At 56.0% G+C, this 12977-nt stretch carries 11 protein-coding genes and 1 pseudogene; 5 read left to right on the forward strand and 7 right to left on the reverse strand.

Annotated elements, in window-relative coordinates; translation table 11 throughout:
* Positions 1-136 precede the first annotated feature (136 nt).
* On the reverse strand, positions 137-1768 hold the full coding sequence (locus tag H3L92_RS03870) for an ABC transporter substrate-binding protein (protein ID WP_085365509.1): 1632 nt from the start codon (positions 1766-1768) through the stop codon (positions 137-139).
* Between the two features lie 258 nt (positions 1769-2026).
* Between H3L92_RS03870 and H3L92_RS13190 the strand changes: the two are divergent.
* A pseudogene (locus H3L92_RS13190) lies at positions 2027-2185 on the forward strand (lipoprotein signal peptidase).
* 73 nt (positions 2186-2258) lie between these two features.
* Here the strand turns inward: H3L92_RS13190 and H3L92_RS03875 are convergent.
* The 3 genes from H3L92_RS03875 to cysT form a co-directional block, all read right to left on the reverse strand.
* Positions 2259-3332, reverse strand: coding sequence for a sulfate/molybdate ABC transporter ATP-binding protein (locus tag H3L92_RS03875; protein WP_085365510.1), 1074 nt, complete (start codon positions 3330-3332; stop codon positions 2259-2261).
* Entirely contained in the window at positions 3329-4189 is an 861-nt protein-coding gene (gene cysW, locus H3L92_RS03880) for a sulfate ABC transporter permease subunit CysW (RefSeq protein WP_085365511.1), read from the reverse strand. The genes H3L92_RS03875 and cysW overlap by 4 nt, the downstream gene beginning before the upstream one ends.
* A 100-nt stretch (positions 4190-4289) precedes the next feature.
* Entirely contained in the window at positions 4290-5126 is an 837-nt protein-coding gene (gene cysT, locus H3L92_RS03885; RefSeq protein ID WP_085365512.1) for a sulfate ABC transporter permease subunit CysT, read from the reverse strand.
* Between the two features lie 202 nt (positions 5127-5328).
* Here cysT and H3L92_RS03890 point away from each other — a divergent pair, with 202 nt between their 5' ends.
* Positions 5329-6051, forward strand: a complete 723-nt coding sequence (locus H3L92_RS03890; RefSeq protein WP_085365558.1) for an AzlC family ABC transporter permease — start codon at positions 5329-5331, stop codon at positions 6049-6051.
* Complete coding sequence (locus H3L92_RS03895) at positions 6048-6347, forward strand: AzlD family protein (RefSeq protein ID WP_085365513.1); 300 nt, start codon at positions 6048-6050, stop codon at positions 6345-6347. Before H3L92_RS03890 ends, H3L92_RS03895 begins: the two co-directional genes overlap by 4 nt.
* Before the next feature lie 96 nt (positions 6348-6443).
* Here the strand turns inward: H3L92_RS03895 and H3L92_RS03900 are convergent, their stop codons facing one another.
* Complete coding sequence (locus H3L92_RS03900) at positions 6444-7214, reverse strand: sulfite exporter TauE/SafE family protein (RefSeq protein WP_085365514.1); 771 nt, start codon at positions 7212-7214, stop codon at positions 6444-6446.
* A gap of 120 nt (positions 7215-7334) precedes the next feature.
* On the opposite strand from H3L92_RS03900, the gene H3L92_RS03905 reads away from it, so the two are divergent.
* A complete protein-coding gene (locus H3L92_RS03905; protein WP_218019564.1) occupies positions 7335-7709 on the forward strand; it encodes a hypothetical protein in 375 nt (124 codons plus the stop codon).
* 70 nt (positions 7710-7779) lie between these two features.
* Here the strand turns inward: H3L92_RS03905 and H3L92_RS03910 are convergent, their stop codons facing one another.
* Positions 7780-8382 (reverse strand): CNP1-like family protein, encoded by a 603-nt coding sequence (locus tag H3L92_RS03910; RefSeq protein WP_085365515.1) that lies wholly within the window; start codon positions 8380-8382, stop codon positions 7780-7782.
* A 476-nt stretch (positions 8383-8858) separates the two neighbouring features.
* Here H3L92_RS03910 and gyrA point away from each other — a divergent pair, with 476 nt between their 5' ends.
* Complete coding sequence (gene gyrA, locus H3L92_RS03915; RefSeq protein ID WP_085365516.1) at positions 8859-11657, forward strand: DNA gyrase subunit A; 2799 nt, start codon at positions 8859-8861, stop codon at positions 11655-11657.
* Between the two features lie 351 nt (positions 11658-12008).
* Here gyrA and H3L92_RS03920 read toward each other — a convergent pair whose 3' ends face one another.
* Entirely contained in the window at positions 12009-12917 is a 909-nt protein-coding gene (locus H3L92_RS03920; RefSeq protein WP_085365517.1) for an AEC family transporter, read from the reverse strand.
* Positions 12918-12977 lie beyond the last annotated feature (60 nt).

Below are 12977 nucleotides of genomic sequence, written 5' to 3' on the forward strand. Positions count from 1 at the left end.
CTTGGTTGGGGTTGGTGTTTCGGTATTTTCTTTTTTCGGGTGTTTTCTTTTCAGACGGCCCGGCATTTCACGAAAGGCCGTCTGAAAAGAAAACACCGCTTGGCCTATGGTGCAGGCCGAACGGTGTTTTTCGTGCTTATTCCACGCTTACGCCTTCAAAGCGGGTGCTGCCCAAAGGCTCGAGCACATAACCTTTCACGTTTTTCGCCAACAGCGCATCGGTAATCGAGTGGGCGACAAACACGGCCGGTTTTTTCTCGGCCAGCAGTTTTTGCGACTGCATATAGATGGCGGTGCGTTTTTCTTTGTCGGTGATGGCGCGGCCTTCGGCTACGGTTTTGTCGAACTCTTTATCGCAGAACCCGCCGTAGTTGCTGCCGCCTACCGCCGCACAGCTGAAGAGGTTGCCGAACCAGTTGTCGGGGTCGCCGTTGTCGCCGGTCCAACCGATCAGCATGCTGTCGGCTTCGCCTTTTTTACCGCGGCTGAGATATTCGCCCCATTCGTAGGTAACGAGTTTGGCTTTGATGCCCACTTTGGCCCAGTCGGCCTGGATCATTTCGGCCATCAGTTTGGCGTTGGGGTTATACGGGCGTTGGACCGGCATATACCACAGGGCGATTTCTTTGTTTTCCGCACCGGCTTCTTTCAGCAGCGCTTTGGCTTTTTCGGGATCATAGGCCGAGGGTTTGAGGTTGGTGTCCACGCCCCATTGGCTCGGCGGCAGCAGGCCGGCGGCACGTTTTCCGGTGCCGGCGAACACGGCTTTGATGATGGCGTCTTTATCGATGGCCAAATCCAGCGCTTCGCGCACTTTCGGGTCGGCACCCAATTTGCCCTCGCGCGTGTTAAAGGCCAGATAGCCGGTGTTGTAGCCTTCGCGCGATTCCACGTTTACTTTGCCGGATTTTTTGGCGGCTTCCACTTCGGCCACTTTGTTATAGCGCGACAGGCTGCATTCGCCCGCTTCCACTTTCTGCGCGCGCACGCCGGAATCTTTGGTGATGGCGAAAATCAGGTTGTCGATTTTCACGTTGTCTTTGTTCCAATATTCGGGGTTTTTCGCATAGCGGATCTGTTGGTCTTTCTGGTAAGACTTCAACACAAACGGGCCGGTGCCGATAGGTTTGGTGTTGATGTCGGCCGCTTTGCCCGCTTTTTCCAGTTGGGCGGCGTATTCGGCGGAAAGAATGTAGGCAAAGGGCATGCCCAAGTTTTGCAGGAAGGGGGCGTTGATGTTTTTCAGGGTGATTTTAACGGTGGCGTCGTCCACTTTTTCAACCGATGCCACGTCTTCGGTCAGGCCCATATCGGCGGCATAGGGAAATTCGGCGGGATAGGCTTTGTTGTAGGGGAAGTCTTTGTTCAGCATGCGCTGGAAGGTGAACACAACGTCGTCGGCATTGAAGTCGCGGGTGGGGGTGAAATATTCGGTGGTGTGGAATTTCACGCCTTTGCGAAGATGGAAGGTATAGGTTTTGCCGTCTTCGGAAACATCCCATTTTTCGGCCAGCGCCGGTTCGATGTCGGTGGTGCCGATTTTGAATTCAACCAGGCCGTTGTAGAGAGTGTGGGCGGAAGCATCGAAAGTGGCGCCGTCGGTGTATTGGCCGGGGTCGAAACCGCTGGGGCTGCCTTCCGAGCAATAAACGAGGGTAGCGTTGCCGCCGCTGTCGGCGGAACCGCCTGATTTGTTCTCGGAGCCGCAAGCCGCCAGCCCTAAAACAAGCGCGGCCAGCGCAGTCAGTTTGAATAACGGTTTCTGCATAATGTGTCCTTTCATCCTTTGGAAATAAAAGCGCAGGCGGCTGGGAAACGGCCGCAGCATAACAAAACAGTACATTTGTTAACAAAACAAACGCTTTGGAATATAGCTATGAACTATTGTTTAGGCAAGTGTTTTTTATCAAGAGGGAGCGAATGCGACAAACGGCTGCGGGGATATGGTTAACCAACTTAAAGAAAAGTACGTGCGTCATGCTCGGGTCAAGCCCGAGCATGACGGAATGGTCGTTTAAGTAAGCGGATTGACTATAAGAGACCTTTGCAAAACCCCCATCTGCGGCGCATTTCTGCGTTGTGTGCTGCTCGCTCGCTTGCCTAACTCCATGTTATGTCTGCGCTCGCTGCGCTGCTACGCCTTGAACTGCATCCACATCTGGGGGTTTTGCAAAGGTCTCTATAAAAAAGTTTGAGGCCGTCTGAAAAAACGAGCAAACGCTTTCAGACGGCCTCCGAATGCCGTTGCGGCAGCCAACTTAAATCGCAAAATCAATCAGCTCGTTTTGCGAGAAGATATAAATCTGCTTGGGCGAAAGCGCGATGTTTTGGCCTTCGGCCAGGCCGAGGCGCACGGCGTCGCTGTCGGCGAAAGTGATGTGCACGTCTTGCCTGCCTTCTTTCACGGTGAGGTGGGTGAGCGCACCGGCGGGGTGGATTTTTTCGATGCGGGCGTTGAGCATGGGGGCGGTGCCTGCGGCGGCCACCGTCCATTCGTGGGGGCGCACGTAGCCTATGGCGGTTTGTTCCTGCCATTTGCGCGCGGTATCGAGCGGCCAGCGGTAGCCGTTGTAGTGCCACGCGCCTTTTTCGATGCGGCCTTCGAATGCGTCGGTTTCGCCCAGAAATTCGGTTACGAAGGCGTTTTCGGGTTTGCGGTAAAGGTTTTCGGCGGTGCCGATCTGCTCGATTCTGCCGTGGTTCATCACCACGATTTCGTCAGACACTTCCAGCGCTTCTTCCTGATCGTGGGTAACGAGTATGCTGGTGATGCCCAATTCGTGGTGGATGTCGCGCAGCCAGGTGCGCAGTTCTTTGCGCACTTTGGCATCGAGCGCGCCGAAAGGTTCGTCGAGCAGCAGCAGTTTGGGGGAAACGGCGAGTGCGCGGGCAAGTGCGATGCGTTGGCGCTGGCCGCCCGAAAGTTGGTGCGGGTAGGCTTTGGCCAGATGGGCAAGCTGCACGAGTTGCAGCAGCTCTTCGACTTTGGCGCGGATTTGCTCTTTCGAGGGGCGTTCGCTGCGCGGCAATACGGTGAGGCCGAAGGCAACGTTGTCGAACACGTTCATATGGCGGAAAAGGGCGTAGTGCTGGAACATAAACCCCACTTTGCGTTCGCGCACGTGTTTGCGGGTAACGTCTTGGCCGTCGAACAGAATGGCGCCGTTATCGGCGTTTTCCAAACCGGCGATGATGCGCAGGAGGGTGGTTTTGCCGCAGCCGGAAGGGCCGAGCAGGGAAACCAGCTTGCCGGTGGGCACTTCGAGGTTGATGTTTTTGAGGGCGTGGAAACTGCCGAAATGTTTGTTTAATTTTTGAATGGTAATGCTCATGCGCGGCTCCTTTCGGCGGCGGCAAGTTTGCGTTCTTGAATGCGGGTGATGATGTTTTGCAGCGCCAGCGTGGCCAGGGCGAGCAGGGCGAGCACGCCGGAAAGGGCGAAAGCGCCGGTGAAGTTGTATTCGTTATAGAAAATTTCCACCAACAGCGGAATGGTGTTGGTTTCGCCGCGGATATGGCCGGAAACCACGCTCACGGCGCCGAATTCGCCCATGGCGCGCGCGTTGGTGAGAATGATGCCGTAGAGCAGCGCCCATTTGATGTTGGGCAGGGTAACGCGCCAAAACATCTGCCAGCCGCTTGCGCCCAAAATCAGTGCGGCCTGCTCTTCGCTGTCGCCCTGCGCCTGCATCAGCGGAATCAGCTCGCGGGCCACGAAGGGAAAGGTAACGAACAGCGTGGCCAAAATAATGCCGGGAATGGCGAAGATAATCTGTATGCCCTGCGCTTCGAGCCAGCCGCCGAGGGCGGTGTGCGCGCCGAACAGCAACACGAACATCAAACCGGCCACCACGGGCGACACGGAAAAAGGCAGGTCGAGCAGGGTGGTGAGAAACTGTTTGCCGCGAAAATCGAAACGGGTGAGCAGCCAGGCCATGGCAATGCCGAGCACGGCGTTAACGGGCACGACGATGGCGGCGGTAATCAGCGTGAGCTTGATGGCAGACCAGGCTTCGGGGTCGGTTACCGATTGGACGTATAAATCCCAGCCGCCTTTCAAGGCTTCGTAAAACACCGCCGTTAACGGCACCACCAGCATCAGCAGCAGAAACACCAGTGCGGCGGCGGTGAGCGTGAAACGCAGCCAGCGCGGTTCGGTAAGGTTGGGGTTGGAGGTGTAGGTTTTCATGATTCAGGTGTTTTTTTATGGTTTGTGTGCCGGTAAGGCCGTTTGGGTAAAAGGCCGTCTGAAAAATAATTTGCGGTTTTTCAGACGGCCTCGGTGTCGGTTAAGCCTTCGCTCCCGCCCGTTTGCTCAAAGCCCATTGGCCTGCGTTTAAAAGAAACAGAATCGCAAACGAAATCATCAGCATAAACAGCGCCACCGCCGATGCCCCCTGCACGTCGAACTGCTCGAGCTTGCCGGTGATAATCAGCGGCAGAATTTCGGAAACCATCGGGATATTGCCCGCGATAAAAATCACCGAGCCGTATTCGCCGGTGGCGCGGGCGAACATCATGCCGGCGCCGGTGAGCAGGGCGGGGGTGATTTCGGGCAGCAGCACGCGGCGGAACACGGTGAGGCGGTTGGCGCCCAACGTGGCGGCGGCTTCTTCGTATTCGGCCGACAATTCTTCCAAAACCGGCTGCACCGAGCGCACGATAAACGGCAGGCTCACCACCACCAGCGCAATCCAGATGCCGACGGGGGTGAAAGCGATTTTGATGCCCAAGGGCGCAAACAGGCTGCCGATCCAACCCTGCGGCGCATACAGCGTGGCCAGCGCGATGCCGGTTACGGCGGTGGGCAGCGCAAACGGCAGATCAACCAGCGCGTTCACCAGGCTTTTGCCGGGAAACTCATAACGCACCAACACCCACGCCACCAGCGTGCCGAACACGATATTGGTGAGCATGGCGTAAAACGACATCCGCAAACTCAGCCACACCGCGGCCAAAACGTTAGGCTCGGAAATGGTTTGCCAAAACGCCGTCCAGCCGATTTCGCCCGCCTTCACGGCCATCATTGCAAACGGCAGCACAACCAGAAGCGACAGGCACAGCACGGTCAGGCCGAGGCTGGTTTTGAAACCGGGTAACACGCTGGGGGTTTTGAGTAATAGCATAATCGGGCGGCAAACAAGCGCAATAAGGGAAACGGCGCTACTTTATCGAGGCCGTCTGAAAAAGGGAAAGAATGGTTGGTTTTAATAAAAGATGATTTCGTTATAACAGGCCGACGCGCTTGCCCCGCAACACGCAGATGATGTTTTCAGACGGCCGCTTGGTCTATAATGGCGGCTTTTTTCCGATTCGGATACGGTTATGATGATGAACAGCCCGCCGCCCCGGGCCGAATTCAAACGCGGGGTGAAAGATTGCCTGCCGGTGATTATCGGCATGTTGCCGTTTGCCCTGATTTTGGGCGTACAGGGCGGGCAGAAGGGCATGAGCGCGCTGGAAATGTCGATGATGACCGGGCTGAATTTCGCCGGCGGCTCCGAGTTTGCCGCCGTGGGGCTGTGGGGCAGCCCGCTGCCGGTGCTGCTGATTATCACCGTAACCTTTATGATTAACAGCCGCCATATCCTGATGGGTGCGGCACTTACGCCCTATCTGAAAGACCTGCCGCTGAAAAAAGCCCTGCCCGCGCTGTTTTTTATGACCGACGAGAGCTGGGCGATGAGCCTGGCCGACATCCACAAACGCAAGCAGCTCGGCCTGCCGCTGTTCAGCCTGCCTTATTATATGGGCGTGAGCCTGACGCTTTATGTGGTGTGGGTGGCGTTTACCGGCATCGGCGCGGCGGTCGGCCCCCGATTCGGCGATGTGGAAGCCTGGGGCTTCGGCATGGCTTTCCCCGCCGTGTTTCTGGTGCTGCTGCGCGGTTTGTGGAAAGGCTTTGCCGCCGCCCGGCCGTGGCTGGTGAGTTTGGCGGTGGCTGCGGCGGTGTATCTCACCGTTGACGGCGCGTGGTATGTGCCCGCCGGTGCGGCGGCAGGTTTGCTCACCGCTTATTTTTTAGGGGACAAAGTAGGGGATAAAGCATGATTTCGTGGGCTTCGTTCCTCACTATCATGGGCATGCTGGCGGTTACTTATTCCACCCGCCTGATCGGATTTTTCGCCCTGCGCAACCGCACGCTGGGCAAGCGGGCGGCGGCGGTGATGGAAGCCGCGCCCGGCTGCGTGCTGATTGCCGTGATTGCCCCGCATTTCGTGTCCGACAAACCGCACGAGCTGGTTGCGCTCGCCATCACGCTGTTTGCCGCCAGCCGCTGGGGCATGCTGCCCACCGTGCTGATTGCAGTGGTTTCTTCGGGGGGGTTGGGTTATTTGATGAAATAAGCTCAAGAAAACAAAGCCACCGACTATCAGGCCGTCTGAAAACCGAGAGTGTTTTCAGACGGCCTTTTATAAAAAAGCGTTTGTTTTATAAAGAATTTATACCGTATGCAGCAAATCCCAGCCGAACCTGCCGATAAGCACCAGCAGCAGCACCATAAAGCCGTAGCGCAGAAAACGGCTGCCGCCGCGTATCGCCAGATGTGTGCCCACCAGCCCGCCGCACAGGTTGGCGGCGGCCAGCGGCAGCGCCCATGCCCAAACGATATGGCCGTTGGGCACGAAAAACGTAAGGGCGGCCAGATTGGTGGTGAGGTTGATCACTTTGGCCGAGGCGGTGGCGGTGAGAAAGTCGTAGGCGAAAAAGCGCACGAACACAAACGCCAGCAGGCTGCCGGTGCCGGGGCCGAACAGGCCGTCGTAAAAACCGATAAGTGCGCCGAAAAACAGCCCCCATGCGGTTTCTTTGCGGCTAAGCTGCGTGGTGCGGGCAATCTGCCCCAAATCTTTTTTGAAAAACGTGTAAACGAACATCACCGCCATAATCGCCAGCATGGCCGGCTTGATGTAGTGTACGGGCAGATAGGCCACCAGCTTGGCGCCGCTGTAGGAAGCCAAAAAAGCCAGCACGGCGGCGGGCAGCAGCATTTTCCACGGCACGCGGATTTTGCGCACGAACTGTATCGAGGCGGTGAAGGTGCCGCTGAACGAGGCGAATTTGTTGATACCCATCACCGAAGTAACCGGCACGCTGTTGGGCAGGGTGTTGAACAGGGCGGGAATCTGCAACAAACCGCCGCCGCCCACCGCGGCATCCATCAGACCGGCCAGAAAGCCGATGGCGAGAAGCGGGATAAGGTGGAAATCCATGATGTTTTCAATGCTTTTTATGGAATTTATTTGAATTTGGCAGAAAGGATATTCTAAAGGCTTTCGGTGGTTTTTTATTTATGCCGTGCAAGTTTTCTTGATAAGAGTCATTTTTATGTCATGAAAATTCGATTATTATACAATTCCAATAATTTCTCATATCGGGCTATCTTTTTTATTTTGGAGCAAACTATGTTGCGTTTTCCGTTGGTTTCGGGTTTGATTTTGGCATTAAGTTCGTGTGCGGTGCTGCCTGGGAATAGTCAGGTGTCCGGCCTGCCCGCCCAAGTTTCCGTTCCCGTTATCATTGCTCCGCAGGTAGAAAAATCCCAAGAATCCGCCGTTTATGTTTGTACGCTAAACGCCTTTACCGAAACCTATAAAGCTGAAAGCACAAATCGCGGTAAAGCCAAATTATCCGTTAAAAAGCAATGTTTGGCAGAGTTTAACGAGATGTTTTGCCGAGATAGCGACATTAAGTGTACAGCGTATTGACGGCTGAAACCCCGGGTAATTGCTCAGGCCGTCTGAAAATGTTTTCAGACGGCCTGAGCAATTTTGCAGATTATTTGCTGCGGTTAATCATAGAAGGCGAGTATTTGCCCGCCCGCTCGCTAACCCGCTGCTGCAAAGCCTGTTGGCTGCCGGGTGTGCCGTCTTCGCAGAAAGCGCGGAACAGGGGGCCGCGGACGGGGTCGGCGCCGCTGAGAATCGAGCCGATGTTTTTCCAGCCGCCTTTGCGCGGTGCAATCCAGCGTTTGTTAACCGGGTCGCCGTAACCGAACACTTTATACGACGAACGTTTGCTCTCGCCGCCGAAAGAAGTGGGCGAGCAGTAGATGCCTTCGGCGGTTAAATTGTCGTGCCCTTGTTGCGACTGCACGTTCAACACATAACGGATAGTGCCGTCGGGCGCACGGCTGATGCTGTCGAGCAGGATTTTGGGCTGTTTGCCGAAATCGTTGCCCACATAAATATCAAACCAGCCGCTGCTTTTCGTGTCGGGAAAAGCGGGCAGGGCAACATCGGCTTCTTTGAATTCGCGCGCCGCTTTGTCGGCTTCGCTTTCTTGGTAGCGGGTGTTTTCGAGGGTGTCTTTATCGTGGCGCGGGGCAGCGGAAACTTGCAGGGCGGTTGCGGCCAGCGCAAGCAGCAGGATACGGCGCATAAGGCTCTCCGTGGGTTGGAAACAGCCGCCATTGTAAGGTGGAGGGCAGGCGGGTGCAACGGCGGCAGGCGGCGGCGGGCGTTTTTTACGCAGCTTAGCATATGCTTGCAGACCGCGAAGGCCGTTTGAAAAAGGCCGTCTGAAAGGCGCGGGCAGGTTATCCGCACGGAAAAGGCGGAATTTTTCAGACGGCCCTAGGGTCTGTCGACAATTAACGCAACGGCGGTATTTTTGGTCAAAATCCCCCGTCTGCGCGTTAGGTAGCGAAGCGGACTTGCGAAGCTAAAATGCTCGCAAGGTGTTCAACCTTGCTGCGCTTTTTGCCTTGCATACGCGGTTTTTGCCTCAAAAAACCGCTTCGCCGGTCACGTCGACAGACCCTAGCGGCGTTATACAAAATATCCCGAACGCGCCAATTCAGGCGTGTTTTATGCTAAAATGCCGCAAAATTTTTTCTATGAAATCACTATTCCGCCATGACCGACGCAACCACACGCAACGACCATCATTTTGCCCTCGAAACCCTCCCCATCAGCCTTGAAGAAGAAATGCGCAGAAGCTACCTCGATTACGCCATGAGCGTGATTGTGGGGCGCGCGCTGCCGGATGTGCGCGACGGCTTGAAGCCCGTGCACCGCCGCGTTCTGTACGCGATGCACGAGCTGAAAAACAACTGGAACAGCGCTTATAAAAAGTCTGCCCGTATCGTCGGCGACGTCATCGGTAAATACCACCCGCACGGCGACAGTGCGGTTTACGACACCATCGTACGCATGGCGCAGGATTTCTCGATGCGCTATGTGTTGGTCGACGGCCAGGGCAACTTCGGCTCGGTTGACGGCGACGGCGCGGCGGCGATGCGTTACACCGAAATCCGCATGGCGAAAATCGCCCACGAAATGCTGGCCGACATCGAAGAAGAAACCGTTAACTTCGGCCCCAACTACGACGGCAGCGAAAGCGAGCCGCTGGTGTTGCCCACCCGTTTCCCCGCCTTGCTGGTTAACGGCTCTTCCGGCATCGCCGTGGGCATGGCCACCAATATTCCGCCGCATAATCTGCCCGACACCATCGATGCCTGTCTGAAACTCTTGGCCGAGCCGCAAACCGAGATCGACGAACTCATCAACATCATCAAAGCCCCCGATTTCCCCACCGGCGCCACCATCTACGGCCTCTCCGGCGTGCGCGAAGGTTATAAAACCGGCCGCGGCCGCGTGGTGATGCGCGGCAAAACCCACATCGAGCCTATCGGCAAAAACGGCGAGCGCGAAGCCATCATCATCGACGAAATCCCCTATCAGGTGAACAAAGCCAAACTGGTGGAAAAAATCGGCGAACTGGTGCGCGACAAGGTGCTGGAAGGCATTTCCGATTTGCGCGACGAATCCGACAAATCGGGCATGCGCGTGGTGATTGAACTCAAGCGCAACGAAAACGCCGAAGTGGTGCTCAACCAGCTCTACAAACTCACCCAGCTGCAAGACAGCTTCGGCATCAATATGGTGGCTCTGGTTGATGGCCAGCCGCGCCTGTTGAACCTGAAGCAGATTTTGAGCGAGTTTCTGCGCCACCGCCGCGAAGTCGTTACCCGCCGCACTCTGTTCCGCCTGAAAAAAGCGCGCCACGAAGGCCATATCGCCGAAGGCAAAGCGGTGGCCTTGTCGAACATCGACGAGATGATTCAGCTCATCAAAGAATCCGCCGATGCACCCGAAGCCAAAGAAAAACTGTTGTCGCGCCCGTGGCAGTCGGGCTTAGTGGGCGAAATGCTCTCCCGCACCGATTTGGATATGCAGATGGCGCGCCCCGAAGGTTTGCCCGCCGGACTCGGCTTGCAAAGCGGCGGCTATTTTCTGAGTGACATTCAGGCCGACGCCATTTTGCGCATGAGCCTGCGCAACCTCACCGGCCTCGACCAAGACACCATCGTGGCCGACTACAAAACCATCATGGGGCAGATTATTGATTTTCTGGATATTTTAGCCAAGCCCGAGCGCATCACCGCCATCATTCACGAAGAACTGGAAGAAATCAAAACCAACTTCGGCGATGAGCGCCGCAGCGAAATCAACCCCTTCGGCGGCGACATTGCCGACGAAGACCTGATTCCGCCGCGCGAAATGGTGGTGACGCTCACCCACGGCGGCTACATCAAAACCCAGCCCACCACCGATTATCAGGCGCAGCGCCGCGGCGGTCGCGGCAAACAGGCCGCCGCCACCAAAGACGAAGACTTTATCGAAACCCTGTTTGTGGCCAACACCCACGATTACCTGATGTGTTTCACCAATTTCGGCAAATGCCACTGGATTAAAGTGTACAAACTGCCCGAAGGCGGGCGCAACAGCCGTGGCCGCCCGATTAACAACGTCATCCAATTGGACGAAGGCGAAAAAGTGAGCGCCATCATGGCCGTTCGCGAGTTCCCCGAAGACGAATACGTATTCTTCGCCACCGCGCAGGGCATGGTGAAAAAAGTGCAGCTTTCCGCCTTCAAAAACGTGCGCGCGCAAGGCATCAAGGCCATCGCCCTCAAAGACGGCGATTCGCTGGTGGGCGTGGCCAAAACCTCCGGCACCAGCGACATCATGCTGTTCTCCAACCTCGGCAAAGCCATCCGCTTTAACGAATATTACGAGCGCAACGGCGAGGCCGACGATTTGGAAAACGAAGATTCAGACGGCCTCGATGCGGAAGCCGAAACCGAACACGACGAAACGGATGGCGCCGATGCGCCCGTGCTGAAAGGCAACGGCGTGCGCCCGTCCGGCCGCGGCAGCGGCGGCCTGCGCGGTATGCGCCTGCCCAAAGGCGGCCGCATCGTCAGCCTGCTGGTTTCCGCGCCCGACAACACCGAGCAGCAGGTGCTCACCGCCACGCAAAACGGCTACGGCAAACGCACGCCGATTGAAGATTACAGCCGCAAAGGCAAAGGCGGGCAGGGCATCATCGCCATCGACACCGGCGAGCGCAACGGCGAACTGGTGGCCGCAACGTTGGTAAACGAAAGCGACGATTTGATGCTGATTACCAGCGGCGGCGTGCTCATCCGCACCAAAGTCGAGCAAATCCGCGAAACCGGCCGCGCCGCCCAAGGCGTGCGCCTGATTAACCTCGACGAAGGCGAAACGCTGGTGAGCCTGGAGCGGATTGCCGAGCCGGAAGAAGACGAAGACGTACCGGCAGCAGGCGAAGGCGCGGAAAACGATGGTGAAAACGCCGAAACCGAATCTGCCGCCGAAGATGTTGCCAGTGATGACGGGCAAGCGTAAGCGGTAAGCAGAAGTGATAATCAAGGCCGTCTGAAAACTTGTTTTTCAGACGGCCTTTTATGTCAATAACTATTACAGTCAATCAAGCTAAGAAAAAGTAATGCACGTCATACTCGGGCTTGACCCGAGTATTTTGTTGGTTTTCAGTAGTTTTTAAAAAGTGAGATACTCGGGTCAGGCTCGGGTATAACGGAACGGTTGCTAAGTAAGCAGTTTAACGGTTGCTAAGTAAGTAGTTCAATGATGGCTGGCAGCCAGTATCCAGGCCGTCTGAAAATCGTTTTTCAGACGGCCTAAACGGCTTGCAAAGGTCTGCACAATATTAACGTTGCTGATGTGTCTTGTTTTTACTCAAATAACCAGCCACAACACCACCGGCAGCGTTACCATGGCCAACAGGGTTTGCAGGCTGATGATGCTGGCCATCAAAGCATGGTTGCCGCCGAGCATTTTGGTGAGCGCATAAGCGCTCGGTGCGGTGGGTAGGGCGAAAAACAGTGTGATAATCTGTTGTTCCAAACCGTCCAAACCGGCGAATGTGCACAGCAGATAAGCCGCCGCCGGCGCGGCGGTCAGGCGCAGCAGGCTGTTGGCGGCGATTAGGGCATAGTCTTTCTCATCGGCCATAAAAGTCAGGCCGGCGCCGATACACAGCAAACCCAGCGGCAAACTGGCCGAGGCCAACAGTTTGATAAAGTCTTGCAGCCCCTGCCAAAGTGGCAGCGACAGCAGGTTAAACGCCAGCGCCGCCACGCAGCTGATAATCAGCGGGTTTTTGATGATGTTCAGCACCATAATCCGGGCGGAAACGTGTTGGTGATGGCTGAGCGACAATACCGAAAACACGTTTATCAGCGGAATCGAAAACGCGATAATCAGCGAAAACAGCGCCAGCCCCTGCTCTTGGAATGCCGCCGCGCTCAAGGCCAGCCCGATGTAGGTGTTGAAGCGGATCAGGCTCTGAACATACACGCCTAAATTTTTCTCATTGATTTTAAAAATAAATTTGCAAAGATAAACCGCCGCAACCAACAGGCTGACGATGGCGAGCGCGGCGAACAGGCTGCTTTCAAACACGCCCAACCCGATATCGGCGCCGGATAAGCTGGAAAACAGCAGCGCGGGAAACAGAAAATAATAATTCAGCTTGTCGATGAAAAGCCACGTTTCACGGGGGATAAACCGGTAGCGGTTGAGCAAAACACCGCTGATGATGCACAAAATCAGCGGTATCAGGCCGGTAGCGATTAAGGCGGTCATGGCGGTTTCTCCCGGGAATAAGGTTTTTTGAATTTAAGCCACTATAATCAAATCGGCGGG

It is taken from the genome of Neisseria dentiae (genome assembly GCF_014055005.1).
Classification (GTDB): Bacteria; Pseudomonadota; Gammaproteobacteria; order Burkholderiales; family Neisseriaceae; genus Neisseria; species Neisseria dentiae.